The sequence below is a fragment of the Legionella sainthelensi genome (genome assembly GCF_900637685.1).
GTDB lineage: Bacteria > Pseudomonadota > Gammaproteobacteria > Legionellales > Legionellaceae > Legionella > Legionella sainthelensi.
The window spans coordinates 3,913,376-3,939,467 of the sequence record NZ_LR134388.1; the positions used below are offsets into that span (position 1 = coordinate 3,913,376).

A 26,092-nucleotide genomic window follows, 5' to 3' on the forward strand; every position below is an offset into this window, starting at 1 on the left:
TCCAATGGCTCAATTGATACACATTCTTAAAAAAACTCAATACGGCTGTAACCAGGGAGTTCAGAGCTTTCGTTCTTTGATCAAAAATTCTTGTTATGATAAGGCTTGACGCTTTATTGAAAAACAGCATAAATAGGTGATTGGTGCGTATAAAAATCCTGTCCTCGTATAAGAGTTACTCCTACTTATTCAACGATAACCCAACTTACCGATGACACCCCGGGCTAGATAACCACAACCCTTAAGACAGACAGGGAAGCCATTTTATATTATCTGGAGAATGAATAAAGACCATATGCCCTCGCACTACAGTCAATTAATGATTATCTTAAGCCTGATTTATTGCAATAAAAATCCAAGAATTACTCTGAACTTGAACTCAGCCATGGTATGTAAATAATGCAAATATAGTTTTTGGAATCTTATTATTGCTCCCCATTTGGTCATGGGGAGCGTACCTAGTGATTAATGCATAGTGATGAAATATCGAGGAAAGGAATCCTGTGGTTCAGCAAACTGACAAGGTCCTAAGGTTTTGTCCTCCTCTATAGGACAAACTGCCACATAACCATTTTCATCGGCAACATAGATAAGTTTGTTGTTGCCATGAATAGCAACACCAACAGGTTGCGGGAAAGTGGATAGATCAGATAGCGCGTCTAATGCATGACATCCCTCTATATTTCCAGAACTATCCAAGGGGCAGTAACTAATATCACCGCCATTTTTATCCGTGTAATAAAGCCCTAGATCGGTATTTAGTATCGCAATGCCCCAAGTTTGCCCTGATGCATCGGAATGTACACAGCCTGTGAATGTTCCATTAGAGGTATTAATAGTGCATTTATAAATTCTACTTCTACCAGTGGTCGTAATGTAAGCGAAAGAATCGCTGTTATTAATGACAATATCAAAGGTTACTGCAGAATCTGCACTAAAATTATAACCTGCATTGGTACAGCCACTTAAATTTCCTGTTCCACTATCAATATTACAAACATAAACAATAGATCCACTAGTAATATACGCCTTAGTTTGCGCATGATTTAATGCAATGGCTGTTGGTTGGAACGGAGAAGGAATGCTAACCATAGCAGATGCACAGCTTCCTAATGTTCCTCCTGATACCATACATTGGGTAATGTCATTACTAGGGAAGGAGTTAGCAATATAGATTCTAGTACCATCAGCTGTTAAAGCCATTCCCGCTGCATTATTGGGAGTAGCGGTGTTAGAAATACATGGCGTATCAAAATAACCCGTAGCAAGCACATTGCATCCCTCTACTGTATGGGTATTCAATAACGAAACGAATGCCGTGGTAGGACGTGTTGCCAACACCATAAATGACGTGGTACCAGAAGCTCCACCAAAATCTGCCTGCATTGTTGCCGTGCCTGGTGATATAGCCGTAGCTAATCCTTGTGAGCCATCCGCATTTGAAACGCTAGCAACAGCAGTATTAGAAGAGCTCCACACCGCCTGCGTGGTAACGTCCTCTCTTAAACCATTGCTGTAAGTAGCCACCGCGGATAATTGCGCCTGTGTACCCACTAAAAAGTCTCCTCCACCGGTTACTTCAATGGATGTTACCGCAGGATTTGTTACAGTTAATGATGCCCCATTAGATACTGTGCTATTGAGTGAGGCAGTAATGGTTACAGAGCCAGCAGCTACCCCAGTGGCTAATCCTTGGGGAGAAATAACTGCTAAACTAGTTTCTGAAGACGACCAGGTCACGAAATCCGTTAGATTTTGAAAAGTAGCATCACTAAAGAAACCAACGGCAAAAAATTGTTTGGTCGCATCAACCGTTACTGATGTTGACAATGGCACAACTAACAACGCGGTTAACTGCGCCGCTGTTACTGTAAGAGCAGTGTTGCCTGAAATAGCACCCATTGTAGCGCTAATAGTAGTCCCCCCCTGGCTGGTAGCTGTCGCTAAACCATTGGAGCCGGCTGCATTGGAAATAACTGCCACTGTAGTATTAGACGATGCCCATACCACTTGTGTTGTTAAATCCTGAGTAGTGCCATTACTATAATGGCCGGTAGCCGTATACTGCAGTTGTAGCCCATTCGCTAAGGAGGCATTATTAGGCGTGACCGTTATGCTGGTTAGCGCTGCTGCGGTGACTGTTAGAGACGTACTGCCTGAAACGCTGCCCAGAGTAGCGGAAATAGTAGTGGCTCCTGCTTGCTTACCTGTTGCCAAACCGCTAGTACCTGGGGCATTACTGATGGTAGCAAAAATTTCATCAGAAGAATTCCAGACCACTACGTCCGTTAAATCTTGGGTGGTTAAATTAGAATAAACTCCAGTAGCCTTATATTGCTGTGTCGTACCTGCAGGAATAGACTGATTAACAGGTGTCACTTCAATACGACTAAGAGTTGCAGCAGTTACAGTCAGGTTTGCACTCCCGTATACTGAGCCCAAAGTAGCAGTAATTACCGAAGAACCAACTTGTAAACCTATAGCTAATCCGTTAGAACCAGCCGCATTAGAAATTCTAGAAGTGCTTAGATTAGAGGAAGTCCATGCCACTTGATCGGTTAATAGCGCATGAGTCTTATCAGAAAATGTTCCTACTGCGATAAATTGTTGTGTGGTGCCGCTTGCAATTGAAGGATTCGGCGGCAAGACAGTGATGTTAGTCAATACGGCAGCGGTGATGTTAAGTTGTGCTGTGCCCGTTATCGCTTCGAATCTTGCGGTAATGGTGGTTGCTCCAGGCGTTACTCCCGTAGCTAATCCTTTAGATCCATTTGAATTAGAGATAGTTGCGGCTGCAGTTGATGAGGACCAAACCACAAAATTGGTTATATCATGAACAGAACCATCACTAAAATTCCCTGTTGCAGTATACTGGAGGCTTATACCACTTGGAATACTCGCGTTCACAGGGGTAACGGCAATTGAATTCAGTGTTGCGGCGGTAACATTCAGGCTAGTACTTCCCGTGGTAGTATTAAACGTAGCACGTATAGTGGTGCTTCCTGGGTTTGCTCCTGTAGCAACTCCTTTGGTACCTGGATTATTAGAAATAGTCGCAGCAGCAGTTGATGAGGACCAGGTTACAAAATTGGTTAAATCCTGCTTAGTCCCATTAGAGAAAAGACCAGTAGCGGTATACTGTAAGCTAGTACCTTTAGGTATAGTCTGATTTGTGGGAGATACCGATATAGCTTGTAGCGTTGCTGTGGTAACCGTTAGTGTCGTACTATCACTTAAAGTGCCCAATGCAGCTGCAATACTGGTTTGGCCGGGGCTATAAGCGGTTACCAATCCTTTGGAACCAGCTGCGTTTGAAACACTGGCTATATTCGCATTAGTTGATGACCAGGTCACAAGATTGGTTAAATTTTGTGTTGTTCCATTCGAGTAAATTCCCGTTGCCGTGTATTGTTGAAAAGTTCCATTGGCAATACTAGCAGCCACCGGTGTTACATGAATGGATACTAATGTGGCGGTAGCAGGCACCACTGTGAGATTTAAACTGTCAGCCGCACTGGGTTGGCTGCACAGAAAGGGGTCCGGCATATTATTGCCTGCCCCTTTGGTTTTGCATACCTCAGGCCCACTAGTGACGTGTCTCGGAAGCAGACTCCCATCAAGGTTTAAAGTTAAATAACATGATGCTTTGGGACCAAGAGTAAATGGACTACTACACCCTCCACCTGCCACAATTTGTGTAACACCGGGTATAGGTTTCGTCGTTAACGTTCGGGTGATAGTCGTGTTATTGGTAACAAGGTATTGAACTGTATCATTGGAAGTAGTAGAAATTTGCTTCGTCGTTGCTGTTGTCGGAATTATGCTAAATTTTGGTTGGGTACCAGCAAATAAAACAGAAGTGGCCAGTAAAAATAAAAAACCCATCATTAGGGTTAATCGATGCTTAATATTCATTATTGTTCAAGTCCTTTTTCAGTAGGCTCAATAAAAAATTATTCATAATCTTTGAACAAAGATATAATCACCTTTTTTTTTCAAAGTCAAATTTCTTCCTGGTTTTCACATCTTTTGCAGTGCAAACAGAAACAAATTTTATTTTTTAATGGTTAAGAAAAATAAACATCACATTATTTTGATGTAAATGAGAAGTGTTAAACAGTAAAGAGCATCCGCTAGAAATTGCTTCTTTAGCTCATGAGACATACTACGCACTTTGCATGGCTATCATATAAAAGGGTTCCAAAATGGAACCCTTTTTTGATATTTACAGTAAGGCAATAAATTGTGGCGAGTTTATTACAAATGAAGTCGCGCTGGAGCAAGCACCAAAGCGTTGTGTATCAGCATCAATTGGACAAACAGAAATGGGATTACTTACCGAATTCAATGAATTTGCGATATAAGCTACCTGATTATTCTTGCCAACCACAATACCTATAGGGCCGGCAAAAGATACTCCCGCTATGGGACTAGGACTTGCATTGAGGCAATACTCCACTGTCCCATTGCTATTCAACGAACAATAAGATACAAGGTTTTCGCCAACACTAGAAACATATAGTCCGAGATCAGAACTTTGCAATGCAATACCTAGAGGTGAACCCCAATCGCCACTCAACTGAGTACAAGAATCAAATAGACCCGTTATTGAATTAATCATACATAACGATACTTGGTTAGTATTAGGACTTGTAACATAAGCCATTGTTCCTGCATCGTTTAGAGAAATATCGTAAGCAGGGAAGGTGGTGAAATTAATCCCTGAATCGATACAGTTATCCAAATTATTAGTTCCCGTATTTATGGGGCATACCAAAACATTATCATGAGTCGACGTTGTTACATAAGCTCTTGGATTTGGGTTACCAACGGCATCATTTAAGGCAATCCCGTAAGGGTTAAAGCCGAGTAGCTGAGTACCGGTAGATGCTGCTTGGCTACAGTTGATGAAAGCACCACCAGTAACAGTACATTTGGTTACTCCATTAGCTAGCCCCGCTACTGAATTAGCAATATAGATAAAAGTACCCACTGAATTGATAGCTAAACCCTGTGGCGAAGAAAAAACAGAAGCGCTCTCAACACAATTGTTAAATAACCCAGTATTTAAAACCTGACAATGAACAATAGAGTTATTAGCAGTTGAGATGTAGACACTCGTGACTTGAGTGGTTGTAGCTGTTATTGGTGTAATTCCTTGATGACCATTAAGCTTTGCCCTAATATTTGTTGTTCCTGGATTATTGCCAGTAGCTAAACCTTGAGAACCGACAGCATTTGAAACTGAAACATTAAAGGGGTTATCGGAAGACCATGTAACTAAGGTAGTAATATTTTGAGTTGTACCATTGTCATAAGTTCCGACCGCTGTCAATTGAATACTCTCTCCCACAGGAACAAAACCACTACCCGTGATTTTAATAGACTGCAAAGTAGCAGCAGTCACATTTAAGGTAGCAGTTCCAGTTACTGAGCTCTGTGTGGCAGAAATAGTCGCGGCTCCTACTCCATTTCCCGTAGCCAACCCTTCGCTACCGCTTAGATTGGAAACAGAAGCGATCGTACTATTACTGCTCGTCCAAGTTACTAACGAGGTTAAATCTTGCTCGGAATTATCGGTAAAATGACCAGTGGCTGTATATTGTTTGGTTGTACCCTCTACAATCGATGCTGACGATGGCGCTACAGTTATGGTGGATAATGTTGCTGGAGTAACCGTTAAAGGAGTGCCACCAGTGATATTATTATAACTCGCTGTGATTGTTGTGGGTCCTTGGGCAGTTGCTGTAGCCAATCCCTTAGAGTTGCTTGAATTAGAAACCGTTGCAATATTTGTCGATGTAGAAGACCAGACCACCTCCTGAGTAAGATTACGCATACTGCCATCAGAATAATTTCCTGTTGCAGTGTATTGAAGCGTTAAACCATTAGCAAGTGAGGCATTATTAGGCGTTACTGTAATTGATTGCAGAGTGGGTGCAACCACTGTAAGGCCTGTGGACCCTGAAACACCACTCAAACTTGCACTAATTGTAGCTGATCCTGCAGCATTGCCATACACATCTCCTTTTGAACCAAGTGCATTAGAAATATTAGCAATAGCTGGGGATGAAGAAGTCCAAGTGACGTCCTGAGTCAGATCTTGAGTCGTATCATTATTGTAAATCCCCGTGGCAGTATATTGAAGTGTACTGCCCGTAACCAGGGTGGTGTTCGCGGGAGTCACTTCTATCAAAGTAAGAGTAGCTGATGTAATAGTTAAGGTGCTGCTCCCTGACATTGAACCTACTGAAGCAGTAATAGTTGTGGAGCCTACGCCTACAGCTGAGGCTAACCCATGAGAACCAGGAGCATTTGAAATTGTTGCTTTTGTTGTATCCGACGATGACCAAGTCACGAAAGGCGTAATGGTCAGGTGCGTACCATTGGAGAAAATACCAACCGCTGTAAATTGTTGATTCGTTCCATTAACTATAGATGGATCAACCGGTGTTACATCAATAGCAGTTAGTGTCGCTGCTGTGACGGTTAAGTTAGTTGTACCAGTAATCCCAGCATATTGTGCTGTAATTGTTGTTGTTCCTGTATTGGTTCCAACAGCTAGCCCATGAGAACCAGGTGCATTAGAAATTGAAGCCGCATTAGTCGAAGAGGTCCAAGCAACAAGATTGGTTATATCATAAACAGCTCCCCCACTAAAAGTACCCATGGCTGTAAACTGCTGGGCAAACCCGTTGGGGATACTTGGATTATTAGGTGTAACTGCAATAGATATTAATGTACCCGCAGTCACCGTAAGATTTGTTTCACCTATAGTGTTATTTAACGTGGCACGGATAATAGTAGTTCCAGGAGCATTTCCGGTTGCTAACCCCTTGGAGCCCGCTGTATTAGAAATACTCGCCTGTGTTTCATTCAAAGATGTCCAAGTTACGAAGGAAGTAAGATCTTGTGTTGTCCCATTTGAAAATGTTCCTGTAGCGGCATATTGAAGAGTTGTTCCATTAGGGATCGAGCGATTGACAGGTGTAACTGTGATAGAGGATAAGGTTGCGCTGGAAACAGTAAGGAGTGTCGAAGCACTTGTCGTGCCAAGGCTAGCGGTAATAGTGGTAGTCCCCGGACTATTCCCAGTGGCCAATCCTTTCAAACCCGCGTCATTAGAAATAGATGCAATATTAGGACTTGAAGAGGACCAGTTCACCCTATCGCTAATCTCCTGGGTCGTTCCATTGGAAAATATTCCAATCGCTACAAATTGCAGCGAGGTCTTATTAGCAATTTTGGGATTACTAGGGCTGATGGCAATTGAAACTAGTGTTCTTGAGGAAGAAACGACAGTAAGATTTAAACTATCAGCTGCACTGGGTCGACTACATAAAAAAGCATCCGGCCTATTATCACCAGGCCCTTTGGTTTTGCATATTTCAGGACCGCCTGTCACCCGCTCTGGCAACTCACTGCCATCTAGTCTTAATGTAAGTAAACAAGAAGCTTTGGGAGCTAAAGTAAATGGATTACTGCAACCACCTGCCAAGACCTGATGAATTCCTTGAATAGGATTCATAGTTAATGTTCGTGTAATATTGGTGTTATTAGTGACGCGATACTGCACGGTATCATGTCCAGTTGCTGAAACTTGTTTTGTGGAAGGAGTCGTTGCAACAATGCTAAATTTGGGCTGCGCCCCTGCGTGCAAAAATGTAGTCATGAACAATAGGGTTATACCTAAAATAAAATAATGAAAAACATGGGTAAGCATTCTATTCATTGTATTTCACATCCTTGATGTTTTACTTTAAAGGTCAAGTTAGATTCGTGCAGCTAAATGGTAAAGTAAGTTTCAACAGATTACAAGAAACATATCTTAGGTCCCACTGTTGATATGGAATACATTCTGAAAGGATGTAATATTATGATAAATATTTAAATTGTATGCTCTACCCAAAATCAATAATGATCCACAATTGATAAAACATGTTGATTGATACCAACAATAAGATAGTTTATGATTCTAAACTTATTTATAGATAAAATTATAGATTCAAGGAAAGAATATGATAAAAAAAACTGCCGTATTATTGGCTTTCACTACAATATTTAGCCATGCTGCTTTTGCAGGTGACATGGGTGTTATCGAAGAAGGTTGGAAACGAGTCCTCACTCTTAGTGGAGGCCCAAGCTGGAGCCAAAACGGTGAAACACAAACTTTTTCCTTCAACCCGATATTCAAAAAACCTATGATAATCAGTCATCCAATAGCACCTTAGGTAGTGGCGAAATATTTTTAGGATTGCAACACTCATTTAATGCCAATTTTTTAGGGCAAATTGGTTTAGCTTTAGCAGCCAGTAGCGATGCTAAATTAACTGGGGATATATGGGAGGATGCCGATCCCGATTTTAATAACTATTTTTACCGTTACTACGTGAATCATCAGCATATTGCTGCAAAAGGTAAAGTTTTAGCCGCCGGAATGAAATTGGTGCAACCTTATGTCAGTGGCAGCATTGGCGTAGGATTTAACCACTCTCATAATTTTGTCATTACGCCTAAAATTTTTGAAGAGGTACCTGCTCCTCCTTTTAATGGCTATACGAAGACCTCCTTTACCTATACAGTAGGTGCGGGCATTCAAAGAGCCATTACAACATCCTTATACGCAAGCATAGGCTATGAGTTCGCGGACTGGGGTAAAAGTAATCTTGCCGCAGCAGATGGACAAACCATGAATAGTGGATTAAGTTTGAATCATTTGTACACAAATCAACTACAGTTTGGTTTAACATTAGTCGCTTAGTTTCTAGTGGGACAAAGCAGTGCTTTGTCTCTCTAACGCTCTCTTAAATTTTTTCAAACTTCTGTGTTTCTTCTAGGTAAATGCACCTAAATTTGAATACTAAAATACTTCATTTGCCTATGCGTTGTACTTTATTTCAATGCCAATATAAATTCCAATCCCTTGCACAAGTATGAATTCAAACGTCGGGGAGGTGTCAAAATGCGGTTTTGTACTCAAATCTTCTATTCTGTTTGATTGTTTCTACAAAAATCCATCGTTGTAAAAAACTCAAATTGTGACAAAATAAGGTATGGGTTAAACTGGTATCATTTTTTGATAGATAGGATAAAAAATGCCAGTTAGTATTAAAGTTTCAGAAATAACCAATCTCCACCAAAACGCCATTACCATTTGGAAAGCATCAGACATAATTTTTCAACAAGAGGACTTCTATCGATTAGTTGAAGAAAATCACGCCTTTAATTTTCAACTATGGCATGCTGAAGACCGAGCACGTCGTGATGACTTAGGTTATGAGTTTGTATACCAGGCAAAACGCGAAATAGATAGGTTCAATCAATTACGGAATAATCGCATGGAAGCTATGGATGAATGGCTTTTCAAGCAGTTACAACCCGCCGAATTCAATATTTGTCCTGTCAATTCAGAATCACCAGGTATGATTATCGATAGACTCTCTATTTTATCGTTAAAATCCTATCATATGTCCCTACAGACAAAGCGTACTGATGCAACCGAGGATCATCGCCAAAACTGCTCTAACAAATTAATAATCATTCATCAACAATTAGAACAATTATCTCAATGTTTTGAGGAGCTGCTGGTGGAAGTGCGAGCAAAAAAACGGACGTTCCGCATCTATCATCAATTTAAAATGTACAACGATCCTAATCTAAACCCAGAATTATACCGCCGTTAGCTGATTCGAATGAAGATAAATCGACTTCACTCTTTGCATGGGCAAGGGGTTTGTCTTGGGGGAGGTTTTTTTAAGTTTTGAGCCGAAAAAGCCCATGTTTGCTATGGAAGGTTCATTTCTCGACAGGGAATCAGGCGCTTTTTTCTTAGAAGGTTCGCTTGATTCCCCTAGAGACTTGGTTTTTATGTCATCCGATGACGACTCAACCACATCAGGTTGCTTCACATTGCGTGAATTGACCTGCCCTAAAGGAGGACGCCCCAATCCTCGAGCCAAAGCCCTAAGGCCCAAAACTATAGAAAACAATACAGCATTTGCGATAGCTAAAACGCCTATCAGTGGCGTATCATGGTAATGTCCTTCGGAATCAGCCTCTTGCAGAGGGGTTGTCGCAAAATTAGAAAAGCTTTTTCCTTTAGAAATACCCGATGCCAATGAACGAAACACTTCAAACCACTCTTGAAAAAAATATTGTGGTGATGGATCAAGAGCAAGGCCATCTTTTAAGGAGGTTCCAAAACGATCAGAAGTTAAAATTTCCGCCGTTTCTTCATCAGCCTCTATATTTTTTTCATTTCAATTAGCTGCTTGTAGGGATGCTCCTCCTCTTGTGCCTTAGCTTGTTTTTTCAGATGCTGAGAATGGGCTCTTAAGGTGTACGCAGTAAACCCTGCCATTAACACTAAGCCCGAGATTATAAATGCAGCTAACAAGGCAGGAGGAAATACAGTCGCAGTCACTAAAAATACTGAAGAAACCATAAATAAAACACTGGTTAACACACCATAGGCATATAAACCATACTTCATTCCTAACAAACCAGCAGTCAAATAGCTATGGGTTGTCTGATTTTTTAAGGTTTGGCGCAATGCTTCAAAGTTGTCCAGGAGTCCACAGACTTCCGCTTTCAAGCGCTTAATTTCCAGTTTATCTTCAATAGTTTTTTCTTTTTTTTCTTCCAAAGAAAGTAACTTCGCATAAGTAAGCTCCATTTCTTTAGTTACAAGCGCGAGTTGGCATTTGGTTTGGGTAACCATCAAACGCAATTGAAAATCATATTCTTCATAAATTCGCGTAATAACACAGGACAATGCATAAACAGCACTAAGTATTGTCATGGCGAGAAAAAGAGGAGGAGCAAGAACAGAAAGGCTAGCTACCCCTATGTAGAGATATAAGCCATCAAGCAAACCACCAACGCCGACCGCCAAGTACGCATGTATGCGTTCTTCTTCATCCTGATGGGCAATTCGTGATAAATAATATTCGCGATCTAAAGGTGTTAACGAGCTTAATTGCTGGATTTCAATTAAAAGCTCTTTGTTCTGATTCATTTTTTTCTTACGCGACTCAAGCATACCTCGTATCCAAAGTCGATTTGCTGCAGCTAAAACACCTAATACAAGTCCTACAGGAACAACCATATACTTAAGATCTGTCTCAGTGATAATGCCCAAGACTTGTATGGCACTTTTCCAGCCTTTGTATGCATTTTTTAAGCCTTTCATTACATCCCGAAAATAAGGCCAAGCACTTGCTATGAATTTTTTAACTGGATTTTTTTCTTCGCCATCATAAACACTTGCTAAAAAAGAAAAAGAAACTAAAAAAAGTGCTTCCGCTGTAGCTGCGGCGATACCTTCAGGTGAAGTTAATATATCGTGCATTACGTCTGGATCGTTGCTGGGCATGCATACTTCAAAAAACCATTTAAGCATGCTGTAGGAAGAGCTGAGAGAATCTAAAATTGCGTAGGCATGATAAACATACCGATTCTTATCTAGCTTTTGAGCTAGAAGTCTGCTTTGCGCGTCGATGCGCCCAGCAATAGCTAAAAGAAAAATAAGTTGTTTTGATTTTGGAGCTGAATCTTTACTCTTACGAGACATGCTTACACGCAGAGAGACCATCAGTTACGATGGCGCGGATTATATGTATAATTGATCTTCATGTCAATAATAGTTTCATCCTGGGTCAAAAAAATACAAATTTATTGGCCATTGTCCATGATATCACACTCAATACGTACAAAAAATATGTTGTAAACCTACTTACGGTTGTGACTTAAGCGGCAAAACCTGCTACGATATCGCACTAATAATAAAAACAACTTAGGAACGATGATTAAATGAGATCAACACTTGCTCTCTTTATTTTTGTGTTATTAATGACTGGACCTGTTATGGCAACAAATGAAGCACAAATTTATGGTTATGTTGAAAAAGTATCTTTTCCAGAAAAGAACTTAATTCTATCAGCAAAACTCGATACTGGTGCTAAATCAGCATCATTAAATGCAACCAATATTACCGAAATTACCAAAAAAGGTATAGCCTATTTACGCTTTACAGTGCCTACTAAAAGCGGGGATTACCAATTCGAGGCAGAATATAAAGGTCGAGTGAAAATCAAAGTTCGCGAAGGAGAACATGGTTCAGAGATCTTGGCACATGCGCCAATTAAACGTCCCGTAGTACTACTCAGTATGCAACTTGGCGATAAGGTAAGAACAATTAAAGTTAACTTAACCAATCGCAAACGTTTTCTCTACCCCCTTCTATTAGGAAGAGATGCAATCATTGCGTTTAATGGTGCAGTTGATCCTGCTCTCACGTTTACTTTAAAAAAGAAATAAGAGTCTTAAGAAACAATGAAAAATAATACACGTCACGTTTATGGACTGATATTTACCTTATTTATCTTAGGAGCAGGGATTTTTTTATACAGGCATTTAGTACTTGATGTGCCGTTAACAGATACTGAAACCATAAACAGCTGGATGGTTGAGTCCAATTTACGTTTTGTTGCAGAGCCAAATACCCCAATTAAAGCAAGCTTTAATATTCCTTATTTACCCCCTCATTTTGCGATTCTAGATGAATATTTTGTCTCAAGAAACTATGGAGTTACAACCAACTTGAACGGTGATAATCGAGAAACGGTTTGGGCAATAAGACGAGCGAATGGTCAACAGTCCTTATATTATCGAGCAATTTTCCGTCAAACAGAAACAAATGAATCACCATTGGGAACACCACCAGCAGTAAAGTCACAACCTCTGGAGGAAAATCAAAAATCAGCGGTAGAAACTATTACCAATCAAGTGAGGCAATCTTCTGCAGACATTAAAACCTTTGCACAAAGCACAATTAAAGAACTGAATAAAAGAGATGGGAATGCCAAATTATTAACCGGAAATAACTTTGATGATGAACACATCATTAGCGCCGCAACCCTCATTTTAAATCAGTCTAAAATTTATGCCGTTCCTGTGAAGGGAATTTATTTATCCCAAAAAAGTAAAGCGGATTTAAATTCATTTCTCGCTGTTTTTAATGGGAAAAATTGGATTTATATCAATCCTAAAACAGGTGGGGCAGGACTGCCTAAAGATTTTCTTATTTGGCAATATGGAAATGAACCTGTTTTTGATGTAGTCGGGGGAAAAAAAGCTCAATTTACTCTAACGGTTTCCCCTACTCCCATCAATGCCTTAAGTATTGCTAAATCACGAGGATTGCAATCAGATTCACAATTATTACGTTTCTCATTGTTACAACTTCCAGTCAATGTCCAAGCAACTTATAAAATTTTATTAACCGTTCCTATAGGTGCCTTTATTATTTTAATTCTGCGTAATTTTATTGGAATTAAAACCTTTGGGACTTTTATGCCCGTTTTAATCGCCCTAGCATTTAGAGAAACTCACGTAGTATGGGGAATTTCACTCTTTGTTATCATTATTTCTTTCGGTTTATTAGCACGTTTTTACTTGGATCAATTAAGACTGCTTCTAGTGCCAAGACTTGGCGCGATTCTGACTGTTGTCATTTTATTAATGATCTTTATTAGTGTAATTAGTCAAAGCCTTGGACTCGATGCGGGGTTATCCGTAGCCTTATTCCCTATGATCATTTTAACTATGACTATAGAACGCATGTGCATTACTTGGGACGAGCGCGGTGCTTCCGAAGCGATAAAATCAGGTATTGGAAGCCTGGTTGCAGCAGTCATCTCTTACTGGGCAATGAGCTACGAACCATTACAGTATTTGATTTTTGCTTTTCCAGAACTGCTTTTGATTTTATTAGCTTTGATTTTATGGTTTGGACAATATAGAGGCTATCGCTTGTTCGAATTAAAACGATTCAAATCACTAGCGAGACATGTAGAATGATTACCCTGTTTCGTCGTTTAAAAAATCATGGGATTTTGAGCATCAATCAGCGTAATACTGATTTTGTATTGCGTTATAACCCTAGAAAATTATTTCCTTTGGTTGATGATAAACTAAAAACAAAAAAATTAGCCTTAAAAGCAGGAATTGCAGTACCCCCTTTATACGATATTATTGAAACAGAACAACAAATTAAAACCATCGAAGAACGTTTGACACCTTATAATGATTTTGTAGTCAAGCCAGCTCGGGGTTCTGGTGGTGATGGGATCTTGGTTTTTAAGGATAAAGTCTATGGACGTTATCGGCAAATTAACGGTAAATTAACAACAACCCAAGAGCTTAGCTATCATTTATCTTGTTTGCTGTCAGGCGCATATAGTCTTGGAGGTTCCTCAGATTACGCGATTATAGAGAAACGGGTAGTTGTTGATCCTGTATTTGCGGAAGTCAGTTACGAAGGGATTCCTGATATCCGAATTATTAGCTTATTGGGTTATCCTGCGATGGCGATGGTACGTCTTCCTACTCGACTATCAGGAGGAAAGGCTAATTTGCATCAAGGGGCTATTGGTGTAGGAGTTGATCTTACCACCGGAAAAACTTTAGGTGGCGTATATCATAATGACATCATTGATTATCATCCAGACACTTTGAATTCCATAGTAGACATAGAAGTACCTTATTGGAATAAAATACTCGAAATTGCTTCTAGTTGTTATGAATTAACCGGGTTAGGATACCTTGGCGTTGATATAGTCCTTGATAAAGAACAAGGGCCTTTGATGCTCGAACTCAATGCCCGTCCAGGGTTAAACATTCAAATTGCAAATAGAGAAGGAGGGTTGAAAAGGTACCGCACTATTGAAGCCCGATACCATCAATACCCCCACGAGTCAGTCGCAGAAAAAGTAGCCTTTAGTCGTGAGAGTTTTTCTCGCTTAAAATAAAGAAATGACGCACTCTATAATTCTCTATGGAGTTAGTCCATTATCATAGCCGTGTATGCGGCTCCCTCTCGTTGTATGTCTTTATCATTTGATTAAAGCACCTCTCCAAAAAAATCCTCGATTAATTCAGTTAATCGAGGAAGATGCATTTGCGGTGATTACCTGATATTTAGGCCGCCTTCCAGTGTCGCCTCAGGTATTGTTTTCGTTCCTTTTTCAGTGTCCTCTTTTTTTGAAGTAGATACAGGCTCAAAAAAACCTACTTTATTGGGTTTCACCCTCACATTTTGTTCAGGAATAGGTGCTTTTTTAGTCAAACTATCTACGAAGCCTGCGGCTAGTTTTTGTACATACCCAAACAAAGAAACATCCGTTTGCAGCATCACTTCAGGTTTGCTGCGTTTTGGCATAGTAAATCCGGGAGCTAATGAGTAACAATGGATATGGGCGTTGTATGCTGAGTTAAGCAAATGAATATTGGGAATATTACTGGCAATCGCTGCATCAACACTTGAGTATTTACCTTCATTTCCAATCAACGCATGCGGATCAGCACAATTTGTTACCGCATTAATATATCCTGGTACAGGAGCTAAAGCATCTTCTATGCGATCCGCACCCCATTCCAAGGTTAATCGCCGACATTCATTTTTTATTGATTGAAGAACTACTGCATATTGTTTTGCAACTTCTGGGCTTGCATTCTCTGGTACTAAAGCACTAAAAGGCAAATTCAAGCGTTTAACCTTACCGAAATCGGTATCAGAAGGGTAACTCTCTAAAGCAGCCAATATTCCTTTTAACCGAGCTAATTCGACTTGTGCAAGACCATCATTTTGAAGGGCGGTGAATGGGTAATTAAAATCAAGATCATAAAGTCCTGCACTAAAAAATCCCATTCCTGCTTTAAGAAATTTAAAATTAATTGGGTTTGAATCTTCTGGGAGGGTTTGACTGTAATTAACCAAACCTGCCAATGCTTGATGAAATTCATGCATAACGCCCCAACGCACACCATCTAAATCAAGCACCCCACGTACTCTTAAGTCGCTATCTAAGCTTGGCCCCCATTGCAACTCCAATATATTTTCTTTAGATGGTTTATCTCGTCTCTCAACACCATACATCTGAAAAAACATTTCATTTTGCCATACCGCATAATCTTTGGGTAACTTTTCACTCTCTGAGTCTTCAGGATAAAAAAACATCCCACCTGTATTTCGCAGATCGCCTTGCCACTGAAGTCCAATTTGATCAATAACAATTACATCTTCTGGTTTTGGCAAGTCCTCTACTTTGCGTCCAAAGCCATATACTTTAGTTGCTGTAACCTTACCAATAACGGCGGATCCTTTAACTAAACATCGAATACGTGCAATTTGATCTTCAGTCAGGAGTCCTCCGTATAAGTCGCAATCCATAATACCACTCACATTGCTGCTCTCATTACGTGCTAAAAATTGTAAATGTCTTGCAGTAAATTCGGTAGGATGTTCGGGAAATCGTTCCATCTCTTCTGTGAAAGGATTATAGAACTCTTGTCCACACAAGCCACTTTCTTTAATGATTGCCTGAAAGCCCTGTAACACACTCTCTGGGTAATAAACAACAACTGGATTTTTTTTATCTGTAAAGTCAGGTTTTGGTTTGCCAACTGCCGATCGAGTTAATTGGATATTAAATATACCTGGTTTAGCTGGATTCGGAGTTTCCGTAAAATTCGGCATTTTGTTTTCCTCTTGCGTATAAAAATGATTAAAAAGCAGACTTCCAATGAAATGATCCATATGTTATCATTTAGGCCAATATGTAGTCAAAAAAGATATCTTATATTTAATGCTCTCCGTGCTTAATATATCCGGTAAACTTTGAATGATCTATATTTAAACTTATTAATTATTTTTTAGCGTTTTACATATGTCCTATACGAAAATTGAAAGTAGTCTTCTTTTGGCCTTAGATTATCCTAAGTTAGATGAGTCAGATTTCATTTTACTTTCGACTAAGTTTCTTGAAAAAAAATTAGGTAATAATGACAATTACCCTGCTTTTTCGAAACAAATCCAAAAATACTATTTGGAACAGGAATATAAAAAGGCTATAGAAAATATTTTAAGGCTGTGTCAAGAGAATGAAACAGTATTAGGTACAAACCTTGTCCAACGTTTAATAACTAAATCCTCCCAGATAACAAGCAATCCTAAAGACAATGAAAGCCGACGATTTTATGAAGTCTTGTACGCAGAACATCTGGAATCCATCTTGAGAAAAGATTTTGATTGTTCCATTTTTGATGAATTGAATGAGGCATATAACGAAGTAAGACCTGAATACACAGTCAATGATCTCACCAAAATTAATACCTTTGAAGAAGCACGAAAGCTAATTTTAGCGTTCGTGATGCTAAATGATAATGTCGAACTAGGATTAAAGGATCAATCAGCAATCTATCAGAAAAAAGATCGCTCCAGAGAAGAGTTAGGACAAGTCCTAACAGCGAACCCTGGTATCATGAAACCAAATTCTCCTAATTTTGCAGACAATACAGTCCCGATTAAAAAGATAGATAAAATAGCCATAGATGAAAAAAAGGCTGGTGGTTACTCAAAAACCAATCCTCAAGTTCCCTTTGTAGCCTCATTATCAGGTACAACTTACTCCTTAGTTGTGGTGCTACAAAAATACATGGATAAACATAAAACAGATCCAAATCTTGAGAAGAAAATAAATAATATCGTCATGTTATGGACTTCAGCCTACATTAAAGACGGTTACCACAGCTATAAAGAAGTCATCGATATCTTTAAAGACGCATACATTCAATCCATTTTTACTCAAGCAAATATTAAATTAGATTACGCGATTATTGACGACACTGATCATGAATTTCATAAAGCCCAGGAATATACTCAAGGGATTGCTACAAAATCAATGATGCATCAAGAGTTAGTTCAGAAAGTTCAAGAACAAAGTATGCGCGAAGAAAAGCAAAGACAAACGCTCCACTTTTGTGGTGTGCTTATTAATCAACTCAATCAAGATCCTAAAAGTAAAGAAAAATATCCAGAACAACTGAAATCACTTAATGTGCTCTATAAAAATTGGAACACAGGAACAATAAAGAACCAAGAATTTAAAAATGAATGTGTACAACTCTGTACTGAGATCCAAATTAAAGAGCAAACTACACCTTTCTCATTGACAGACGTTCTAGTTAAAATTAAAAACTTTATTAGTCGCTTATTTACGTCGGGATTTAGTAAAGAGGTGTTTGAAGAGCCCCTCAGCGCAGCAATGGATATCACAACGAAGCTTAAAGACGCTGTAGGGCAAATTCCAGCTAGCCCTAGTCCTAAAAAAGTGGTACCTCTGATGAAAAAATCTGGTGCTCAACTGATTCACTCTGAAGTAAAGCATTTCTCGTCTCCTATAAAAGAGATACAAAAACAAGCCAATGATTTAACTTCTGTATTGACTCAAGATTCAATAGTAAAAATAGAAAAATCGAACGATAAGTCTTATATGAATTAGGATGTGTTGTACTTGATAGAATTTTAATCTATTTTGTATTGCATAAGATTCAGCGAAGCTCCCTATGCCCGTACAGATATAGGTTACGAAAATTTAAGTTACAACGGATAGGTATGTCTCGCAATGAAATTTGTCTTAATTTTTTTATAAAATATTCTGAGCCAGGTAGTTTTAATTTTGTTCAGATGCGTCAAGTAGTCGAATACAAGCAAAAACAGTCCAGATCACGCTATGCCACTGATTTTTCAGATAGGATCTCAATCTTATCTTGTGATTTTTCAATGATCATTGGTAAGTCTTTTGCTGGTGTCATTTAATAACTCTCCTCACCTTAAAGCAAGCAAGATCAACTAAATTTCCTAATAAAATCAAATGTTTTATTATGTAAAATAATAAATCGATGTTTTTTTTATTGCAACGTCACGATAGTCCTCTGCTAAACAACTACTCCTTTATCAGGCCAATTGATATGAGATATAAATAAATTGCATTGTAAAAATATTTATCTTAATGCTTAAATATTATCAATGATGTACTTACACAGAGTATTTAAATGGGAAAAAATGTACCTTTGACAGACATGCAAAATTTTGAATCTTTTTTTAACGAGATTCTCTCCTATGCTGGCCAGGGCGGAGATGAAGAACTGTTACAAAGTCTATTCGAAAAACTGGAAAAACAAATTCAAGGATGGCTGGCAACTCCTTCATCTAACTATCAATATGCAAGATTAGTCATGAAGAGTATCATCGAAGCAAATATAACGGATGCTCCCTTACCCGTTAAAGCGCAAGTCAGTTATTTGCGAGGAATTATTCATGACCAAGGCTTTCGTGATATAAAAAAACATCCTCGGCAGGCAATGGTTGATTATAAGGATGCCGTTAGTTTCGGTAGCGTGAAAGCTTGGGACAAAATAGGGGATCATTTTTTTGCACAAGCAACCAGCTCAAATCTTATTGTCTCATCACATCCTTCTTTTTTTGAAGCCATTCGGGCATATCAAAAGGCTGGTTCTATCAGCCAAGAAAAAGTACTTTATTCTGGTTTAATGACGCTTTATAAGGATGAGATTGCCAAGGGGGATTTTGATAAAGCCATTAAGGTAATTGCTGAGATTAACCGCTTTGTTCATCAAAATCATAATATGGATATTCCTCAAAAAATCAGAGAAATCTCCGTAAATATCGATAAACTAAGATTATTACAAACAGCACTGAAAGATGCTCAAAAAATTTCCGCAACCTATCTTAAATCCATTCAAATGCCACCTGAGGAAATGCAGGAAGCTTTTTTGCTATGTAAGAAACCCAATGATATGCCAAATCCCATTTTCGATTATTATCATGCACAAATTCTTGCTACCTCGGCGCGGCTAATTAAGCACCAAACTCCAGAAAAAAAGCAGGTTGCGGAGGACATGCAAAAAGAATCTAAGGAATTATTTGAGAGAATACTCCATGGAGAATATGACCTCACACTTAAACCATTGCAATTCTATGCACAAGGGCTTTATTACGAAGACAATCAGATTGAAAACGCTAAAATTCCTCCACAAAAATATTACCAAAAAGCGGCGCAATCAGGGTGTTATCTGGCCTATTATCATCTCGCTAATATTGCACACTTAAGTGAAGAAGAAAAAGGCAAAGTAGAGCATTACTATAAACTGGGTTCAAATGCAGGTGATCCTGCATGTCAACTTGCTTATTACCGTAGATGCTTACTACCTGAATTACAAAAGGCTATAACTGAAAAAGATACTCGACAAATTTGCGCCATTGCTGACAAGTCCCATGACCTTTTGCAATTAATACAGAGCAATCCGCATACACTAAATAGCGCCCTACCTTTTTTAGAAACACATTTGAAGGATTTAAAGGAGACGCTCTCCAAATACGGGGAAAATTTAGAAATTTTAACTTCTAAATATTGGCAATCAGTGCCCATAACAGAGATTAATCCAGATTTTTTAAATGCAATTCAGCGCTATGAGACCATCTCCTCTGATGATCTTCACAATCGATTAAAAATATTACAAGAAATAAAGCAAACATGTAACCATATTTTTATGAATAAAGAACAATATAAACCGAAAGTGCTCGAAGAAGTAGATAAACTGTATACACAATTAGCCGATGTTATTTATATTACCAGCAAAAAAAACTACCAAATTCAATTAAAAAATATTGCTGCAAGGACACCCAAAGAACGGCTAATCGATATTTTTCATTTTATGAAACAACCTGGACACATGGATAACAAATACTTTATCGAACTCTCAGATCCCATTCACAGAAAACCAGAGCTTTTTTCAACCTGGATGGATACACCTGGCGCACCAAGCTATTTTAAGTGGTTAGCCAGTTTCGACAGCTTTGATCATCAAAATGTTCAACAAATTATTTATCTTGACGAAGAACAACGCCAAAAATTTGAGGCTACCATCATTAATGGACAAGTTTATAATAAAAAAACAGATTCTTTGATTCAGGACGGTCATTATCTTCTTGCTATTACTCCATCCAGACAGATCTATATTGCCTCCGAAGATCAAGAAAGCAGTAGAAGCATGCTGTTTCATCATTCGTCGTTCAATGCAGGAAATCATCTGATGTTTGCAGGAGAAGTGGATCTCCAAGGAGGTAAAATAGTTAAAATTAACAATTACAGCGGCCATTATCTCCCAGAAATTAATGCTTTGTATCGTGCTGTACTTTTATTTAAAAACAATAATGCATTTGATCAAAATTTTCGAATTGGATATCTTGGAAATGCAATTCCTGATAATTTTAGTATGAATCAAAATGAGTTGCGGCTCGATGAATTTCGTCTGCTCGCGATCACATCGATGATGAAGCAACGCCATACTTCAGCCAACGACAACAGCAAGCCTGCGCCAATGCAAACCAATTCAAATAACAATACCATCCAGCAACCAGTCACGCAGGATTTTTTTAAAAAAATTGAAAAATCCATTGTGAATTATTTAATAGCGGAGTCTAGAATCGCCGAACGTATAGATACCATTTTAAGCAACAATTACCAACATACTTTTTTTGGTCATAAAACCATACAAATGAATCAAAAAAATATTGTTTTACCCAAAGATCTGGCAAAAGAATATCAACAGTTACATCAAATCATGAGTGATGGTAACTGGTTAAATTATCCCCCCTTTACGGCTGAAGATATCAAAAAATCAGAGGAAGATCTCACACCCAAAAAAGTGGCCACACACAGCAAAATAGATTTTTAAAACCGGTTACAATCCTTTATTAATGGAGAAAAAGAAAACGTATCTGAGAGCCCATCCGATAAATACTCCTCTACCTCATGAGCCCTATAATGAGATAATGGATTCGCAATAAATGCGAGACATGACGAGATCCTAATGAAATTAATATCCGTTCAATATGATGACACGCCTCGGGCGTGTTGAATAAATAAGCGCTTTATAGGGGTAAATCCATTACAAAATCCTAAGCCTAAACGACGTAAGCTAACTACAGGCCCAAAGGAATTACCGAATAAGCGTTTAAATCCTTCCATAAGCAATATAATTTGCCATACAGCTGCCTTACGTTCGCGTTGATAAGCACCTAATGCCTTTTTCGAACAAAGGCCACCAGAAAAAGCATCCAAGCACTGAAGCCAAGAATTTACATCCGCTAATCCAACATTTAAGCCTAAACCCGCCAAAGGATGAATTGTATGTGCTGCATCCCCAAGAAGCAGCCAACGCTTACCTGCATATTGGTGTGCATGCCTCATATATAAAGAGAATTGATGGCGCGCACTAATGACTTCTACTTTACCTAATCGCTTCGCAAAAGCCTGGGTAAGTGATTTATTAAATTCGTGATCAGAGAGACTCATTAATTCTTTCGCATGATTAGGCTTAGTGGACCAAACTATGGAACATTGATGTGGATCTGCAAGAGGTAAAAATGCCAAGGGACCATCAGGGTGAAACACTTGATAAGCAGTTTGCTTGTGTTTCTTTTCAGTAAACACGGTTGCAACCAAAGCCTGTTGGTCATAAGACCAACAGGTTAATGCAACTTTTAGTTTTTTCCGTATTGGAGACTGAGCTCCATCTGCGATCATTAAGAGCAGCCCTTTCCAGCTTTGCTTCATGTTGCTTGCCGTAACCCCATCATCATCAAACTTTATTTCCTCCACAAAACTATCTGGAAATAAATGAATTGTAGGATGCAACGCAATTTCTTTGAATAAAGCTCTCTTAAGCACTGACTCTTCCATGATAAAGCCCAAATTTTGCTCAGCAACATAGCGTGAATCAAAATCAATATGCGCACCACTTACTGAGTCCCAAACATGCATGCGACAATAAGGAGAAATCCTTGATTGCTCTAAATAGTGCCAAACATTTAATTGTTGTAAAAGCATTTGTGAGGCATGATTAATAGCATAAACACGAGTATCAACACCTGAGGTCTCCGTTTTTAATGACCCTGCATCAATAATAGCCACCGTATAGCCACGTTGCGCCATAGCTAAAGCGGAAACTAATCCCACGATGCCACCACCTACTACTAGTACATTAAATTCCAGACTCATTTTGTCTCCGAAAGTTTAAGCGGAGTGTGTTTTTGTGCCTCAGCTAGAGCAATTTCGCACACTAAATCGGGAATAGCTCCCCCAAAACCGCGTGCATATCGTGCTAAAAGATTTTTTAATACAGGAATATTATCCAGTGCCATCAATCCTAAACCCCGCATCAAACCGATACCGGGTAAACGGCTGGTAAATACTTGAATTAAACCATCAGTAAAGCAAGTAATTACTTTTTGATCGTGTGCTCTTAATTGCGCATAATGCAACAGCATTTCTGCGGTCAAGCCTTGCTCTGCGATGCATTGTGCTAACATTGCCACATCTCTAAGACCTAAATTAAATCCTTGGCCTGCAACAGGATGTAATGTATGTGCTGCATTACCCACAAAAACAATCGGCCAGCGAATTTGCTGGGGCATTAAAACTTGCTGCAGAGGATAAGAAAAACGTTTACCTATTTTATCAAAACGACCTACACGATATCCAAAAGCGTGTTGTAATTGTCTTAAAAAATCTGTGTCCGATAAAGACAACATATGCGCTGCCTCCTTAGGAGGCATTGCCCACACTAAAGACATTCGATCGTTTTGCATGGGTAAGAGCGCTAATGGACCATGAGCTGTAAATCGCTCATAGGCACGTTGCTGATGCGGCTTGAGTAAACCTACATTAGCAACAAGGGCATGCTGATTGTATTGTTTCACCTTCGTCGATAAATTACAAAAACGGCGCACCCCCGATTGGGTTCCATCTGCCGCGACAATAAAACGAGCCGCAATAGTAACTTCCCCCAAGTCAGTATGGACGGTCGCCAAGGATTTCTCATAATCTAAAGACTGTAATGTTGCGGGAGCTATAAGCTGATCTTGAGGTACTAATTGATGCAAAGCCTGGTTTATATGCTGCATTTCAACCACATAACCTAAAGGTTCATGCGCTTGACTTTGTAAGCGCGAAACACCGAAATGATGTTGATCTGAAACATGAATCATCTCTATAGGCGTTACATCGGCTTTAAGATGTTCCCAAACTCCAAGCATAGTAAGTATGCGTCGGCTAGCGGGTGATAACGCTAATGAACGAGCATCAAAATCGGGCTTTATTTTATCACTAAATGGTTTTGCTTCTACCAATAAGGTTCGATAACCTAATCCTTGCAAAGCAAGCATTAAAGTTGCACCTGTTAATCCCCCACCAATAACCAGTATATCAATTTCTTTTTTAATCACGCATTAATGCCTCAATTTCATGCACCTCTACAGGCAAAGCTGCAGTTATTACCTCATGGCCTGTTTTAGTCACGACTACATCATCTTCAATACGTACTCCTATACCCCACCAGCGTTCATCTACTCCAGGTGTGTTAGGACTAATGTATAAACCAGGCTCTACGGTTAAAACCATCCCCGGTTCCAAAGGACGCCATTCACCATTAATTTTATAAAGACCAATATCATGTACATCCAAGCCCAACCAATGCCCTGAATTATGCATATAGAAAGGTTTATAGGCTTCTTTAGCAAGCAATTCGTCTACATTTCCTTGCAGAATTCCTAATTCACATAAGCCTTCTGTTAAAATACGTAACATAATTTGTTGTATTTCATTCCACGGAAGCCCTGGTTTCACTGCCGCAATTCCTGATTTTTGTGCCCTAAGCACTAATTCATAAATTTTTTTCTGTTCCAAACTAAATTTCCCATTTACCGGGAAAGTTCGCGTGATATCAGCAGCATAATTTTCATACTCACCACCCGCATCAATTAAAACCAGATCGCCTTGGCGTAAGGGTTTATTATTATCCGTATAATGCAAAATACACGCATTCTCACCTCCCCCAACAATAGGATCATAAGCGACACTACGACAGCCTTGACGGCTAAATTCATAAATAAGTTCCGCTTCTAACTGATATTCATACTCCAAATGCTTACAACGGCGCATAGCCTGTTCATGGGCTTTAACAGAAATACGTGCTGCTCGACGCATTAGCTCCAATTCAGCCTCACTTTTAAATAACCGCATTTCACCTAAGATGGGTTCTAAATCACACAATTGCTCAGGTACTTTTACACCGCGACGTACCTGACCTTTCACTTTTTCCAAGGCCTGCATCATTATTTTTTCAACATCTAAATTTCGCGCAAGAGCGTAATAAATTGCTGTTTTCCCACTTAATAATTTAGGCAATTCGTCGGCAATAGACCCTATAGAAAAAGCAGCATCCATACCTAATTCAGACAAAGCACCCTCTTGGCCTAAACGTTTCCCTGTCCATTGTTCTTCCAATGGGTTGCGTGGCCGATTAAATAAAATACTCTGCGGATCTAAGCCCGAGATCAGTATTAACACTGCTTCAGGTTCATTGAAGCCGGTTAAATAATAAAAGTTACTTTCTTGACGGAAACGATAATGCGCATCTCCATTACGTATAGACTCATGAGCTGCTGGGATAATTGCAATACTTCCTTCAGGCAATTTTTGCGTTAACTCTCTTCTTCTTGCTTGATATTGTTGTTGAGAAATCATATCAAAATCCTTTATTAATGCGTTATTCCAGAATTTCCACTAGGCTCACCCATCACCAAGTCACTATACAAACGCAGCACTGCCATCCGAGTATATTCGCTCACTTCCATCAATGCACGTTCATCATCTTCACCCACATCTATGGTGTCACAGTCAAGCTCGGCAAACTCGATAAGGTGTTGAAATGCATCTTGTGCTTCTTCGTCATGAAATCGTTCGACACCAATACCTGCAAGTTTCAACGACTCAATAAACCCTTGACACCATTCACTAAAAGCTTGTGCCCGTACCAATAAGGGTTCATACTCATCAGGAAGCATCATTTCAAATCCAAAATCCAGGCTGCAAATTTGTTGCTGGCTTATTGAAAAAACAGCAAACATCGCTAAAACAGCATTGCGACTGGTTTCATCCTTTTTATTATTCAATAAGGCACGCAAATAAGCCTCACCTTGAATATCTGCGCCTGCACAAAGATAGCCACACATCGCTCCATGTAATAAACTGGCAGATATCTGTAATTTTAATACACTAATGTTATTGGAAAATTCGCCATAATTAGGCAAATGCAAATGTTCTTTCTCAGACATATTCAACTCATCTATTAAAGTAAACTCCATAATAACCGATTTAATGCAAGC

Annotated in this window: 18 protein-coding genes; 9 read left to right on the forward strand and 9 right to left on the reverse strand. The window is 39.1% G+C overall.

Annotated elements, in window-relative coordinates; genetic code table 11:
* Positions 1-465: 465 nt before the first annotated feature.
* Positions 466-3,915, reverse strand: a complete 3,450-nt coding sequence (locus EL220_RS17055) for a beta strand repeat-containing protein (RefSeq protein ID WP_051544718.1) — start codon at positions 3,913-3,915, stop codon at positions 466-468.
* A 310-nt stretch (positions 3,916-4,225) separates the two neighbouring features.
* The gene (locus tag EL220_RS17060) at positions 4,226-7,732 is read right to left on the reverse strand and encodes an Ig-like domain-containing protein (RefSeq protein WP_051544717.1); all 3,507 of its coding nucleotides are present in this window, start codon (positions 7,730-7,732) and stop codon (positions 4,226-4,228) included.
* Between the two features lie 286 nt (positions 7,733-8,018).
* Here EL220_RS17060 and EL220_RS19355 point away from each other — a divergent pair, with 286 nt between their 5' ends.
* The 3 genes from EL220_RS19355 (at position 8,019) to EL220_RS17070 (ending at position 9,683) form a co-directional block, all read left to right on the forward strand.
* Positions 8,019-8,231, forward strand: coding sequence for a hypothetical protein (locus tag EL220_RS19355; RefSeq protein ID WP_232002526.1), 213 nt, complete (start codon positions 8,019-8,021; stop codon positions 8,229-8,231).
* A gap of 23 nt (positions 8,232-8,254) precedes the next feature.
* Complete coding sequence (locus EL220_RS17065) at positions 8,255-8,761, forward strand: outer membrane protein (RefSeq protein WP_232002527.1); 507 nt, start codon at positions 8,255-8,257, stop codon at positions 8,759-8,761.
* 334 nt (positions 8,762-9,095) lie between these two features.
* The gene (locus EL220_RS17070; protein ID WP_027270503.1) at positions 9,096-9,683 is read left to right on the forward strand and encodes a DUF4254 domain-containing protein; all 588 of its coding nucleotides are present in this window, start codon (positions 9,096-9,098) and stop codon (positions 9,681-9,683) included.
* Here the strand turns inward: EL220_RS17070 and EL220_RS19360 are convergent.
* Positions 9,669-10,130 carry a hypothetical protein gene (locus EL220_RS19360; protein ID WP_232002528.1) on the reverse strand — a complete coding sequence of 154 codons (462 nt, stop codon included), beginning with the start codon at positions 10,128-10,130 and terminating at the stop codon, positions 9,669-9,671. The two genes, EL220_RS17070 and EL220_RS19360, sit on opposite strands and share 15 nt — an antisense overlap.
* Positions 10,131-10,243: 113 nt before the next feature.
* The gene (locus EL220_RS17075; RefSeq protein WP_232002529.1) at positions 10,244-11,572 is read right to left on the reverse strand and encodes a hypothetical protein; all 1,329 of its coding nucleotides are present in this window, start codon (positions 11,570-11,572) and stop codon (positions 10,244-10,246) included.
* 239 nt (positions 11,573-11,811) lie between these two features.
* Here EL220_RS17075 and EL220_RS17080 point away from each other — a divergent pair, with 239 nt between their 5' ends.
* From EL220_RS17080 to EL220_RS17090, 3 genes are read left to right on the forward strand one after another with little or no spacing between them, the layout of a single operon-like run.
* Positions 11,812-12,318 carry an ATP-dependent zinc protease family protein gene (locus EL220_RS17080; RefSeq protein ID WP_027270501.1) on the forward strand — a complete coding sequence of 169 codons (507 nt, stop codon included), beginning with the start codon at positions 11,812-11,814 and terminating at the stop codon, positions 12,316-12,318.
* A gap of 15 nt (positions 12,319-12,333) precedes the next feature.
* Complete coding sequence (locus EL220_RS17085; RefSeq protein ID WP_027270500.1) at positions 12,334-13,860, forward strand: inactive transglutaminase family protein; 1,527 nt, start codon at positions 12,334-12,336, stop codon at positions 13,858-13,860.
* Positions 13,857-14,810: an alpha-L-glutamate ligase-like protein gene (locus tag EL220_RS17090; protein ID WP_027270499.1), complete on the forward strand. Its 954-nt coding sequence runs from the start codon at positions 13,857-13,859 to the stop codon at positions 14,808-14,810. The genes EL220_RS17085 and EL220_RS17090 overlap by 4 nt, the downstream gene beginning before the upstream one ends.
* Before the next feature lie 158 nt (positions 14,811-14,968).
* Here EL220_RS17090 and EL220_RS17095 read toward each other — a convergent pair whose 3' ends face one another.
* The gene (locus EL220_RS17095) at positions 14,969-16,537 is read right to left on the reverse strand and encodes a hypothetical protein (protein WP_128130957.1); all 1,569 of its coding nucleotides are present in this window, start codon (positions 16,535-16,537) and stop codon (positions 14,969-14,971) included.
* 190 nt (positions 16,538-16,727) lie between these two features.
* On the opposite strand from EL220_RS17095, the gene EL220_RS17100 reads away from it, so the two are divergent.
* The 3 genes from EL220_RS17100 to EL220_RS17110 all read left to right on the forward strand — a co-directional run bounded on the left by EL220_RS17100 (position 16,728) and on the right by EL220_RS17110 (position 21,600).
* Positions 16,728-18,341 (forward strand): hypothetical protein, encoded by a 1,614-nt coding sequence (locus EL220_RS17100; RefSeq protein WP_027270497.1) that lies wholly within the window; start codon positions 16,728-16,730, stop codon positions 18,339-18,341.
* 113 nt (positions 18,342-18,454) lie between these two features.
* A complete protein-coding gene (locus EL220_RS17105) occupies positions 18,455-18,658 on the forward strand; it encodes a hypothetical protein (RefSeq protein ID WP_128130958.1) in 204 nt (67 codons plus the stop codon).
* 236 nt (positions 18,659-18,894) lie between these two features.
* A complete protein-coding gene (locus tag EL220_RS17110) occupies positions 18,895-21,600 on the forward strand; it encodes a hypothetical protein (RefSeq protein ID WP_035905874.1) in 2,706 nt (901 codons plus the stop codon).
* Positions 21,601-21,752: 152 nt separating this feature from the next.
* On the opposite strand, the gene EL220_RS17115 is transcribed toward EL220_RS17110, so the two are convergent.
* The 4 genes from EL220_RS17115 to EL220_RS17130 are packed head-to-tail and all read right to left on the reverse strand — an operon-like array spanning position 21,753 to position 26,041.
* Entirely contained in the window at positions 21,753-22,925 is a 1,173-nt protein-coding gene (locus tag EL220_RS17115) for an FAD-dependent oxidoreductase (RefSeq protein WP_027270496.1), read from the reverse strand.
* The gene (ubiH, locus tag EL220_RS17120) at positions 22,922-24,151 is read right to left on the reverse strand and encodes a 2-octaprenyl-6-methoxyphenyl hydroxylase (RefSeq protein WP_027270495.1); all 1,230 of its coding nucleotides are present in this window, start codon (positions 24,149-24,151) and stop codon (positions 22,922-22,924) included. The genes EL220_RS17115 and ubiH overlap by 4 nt, the downstream gene beginning before the upstream one ends.
* Positions 24,144-25,451: a Xaa-Pro aminopeptidase gene (pepP, locus tag EL220_RS17125; protein WP_027270494.1), complete on the reverse strand. Its 1,308-nt coding sequence runs from the start codon at positions 25,449-25,451 to the stop codon at positions 24,144-24,146. Before pepP ends, ubiH begins: the two co-directional genes overlap by 8 nt.
* A 14-nt stretch (positions 25,452-25,465) precedes the next feature.
* The gene (locus EL220_RS17130) at positions 25,466-26,041 is read right to left on the reverse strand and encodes a UPF0149 family protein (RefSeq protein WP_027270493.1); all 576 of its coding nucleotides are present in this window, start codon (positions 26,039-26,041) and stop codon (positions 25,466-25,468) included.
* Positions 26,042-26,092 lie beyond the last annotated feature (51 nt).

Bases quoted from the DNA above. Each gene is read 5' to 3' on its own strand.
- EL220_RS17080 (WP_027270501.1), top strand. From the start codon at position 11,812: ATGAGATCAACACTTGCTCTCTTTATTTTTGTGTTATTAATGACTGGA.
- EL220_RS17060 (WP_051544717.1), bottom strand. From the start codon at position 7,732: ATGAATAGAATGCTTACCCATGTTTTTCATTATTTTATTTTAGGTATA.
- EL220_RS17090 (WP_027270499.1), top strand. From the start codon at position 13,857: ATGATTACCCTGTTTCGTCGTTTAAAAAATCATGGGATTTTGAGCATC.
- pepP (WP_027270494.1), bottom strand. From the start codon at position 25,451: ATGATTTCTCAACAACAATATCAAGCAAGAAGAAGAGAGTTAACGCAA.
- EL220_RS17055 (WP_051544718.1), bottom strand. From the start codon at position 3,915: ATGAATATTAAGCATCGATTAACCCTAATGATGGGTTTTTTATTTTTA.
- EL220_RS17110 (WP_035905874.1), top strand. From the start codon at position 18,895: ATGGGAAAAAATGTACCTTTGACAGACATGCAAAATTTTGAATCTTTT.
- EL220_RS17115 (WP_027270496.1), bottom strand. From the start codon at position 22,925: ATGAGTCTGGAATTTAATGTACTAGTAGTAGGTGGTGGCATCGTGGGA.
- EL220_RS17070 (WP_027270503.1), top strand. From the start codon at position 9,096: ATGCCAGTTAGTATTAAAGTTTCAGAAATAACCAATCTCCACCAAAAC.
- EL220_RS19355 (WP_232002526.1), top strand. From the start codon at position 8,019: ATGATAAAAAAAACTGCCGTATTATTGGCTTTCACTACAATATTTAGC.
- EL220_RS17095 (WP_128130957.1), bottom strand. From the start codon at position 16,537: ATGCCGAATTTTACGGAAACTCCGAATCCAGCTAAACCAGGTATATTT.
- EL220_RS17075 (WP_232002529.1), bottom strand. From the start codon at position 11,572: ATGTCTCGTAAGAGTAAAGATTCAGCTCCAAAATCAAAACAACTTATT.
- EL220_RS17105 (WP_128130958.1), top strand. From the start codon at position 18,455: ATGTCTCGCAATGAAATTTGTCTTAATTTTTTTATAAAATATTCTGAG.
- EL220_RS17085 (WP_027270500.1), top strand. From the start codon at position 12,334: ATGAAAAATAATACACGTCACGTTTATGGACTGATATTTACCTTATTT.
- EL220_RS17100 (WP_027270497.1), top strand. From the start codon at position 16,728: ATGTCCTATACGAAAATTGAAAGTAGTCTTCTTTTGGCCTTAGATTAT.
- EL220_RS17130 (WP_027270493.1), bottom strand. From the start codon at position 26,041: ATGTCTGAGAAAGAACATTTGCATTTGCCTAATTATGGCGAATTTTCC.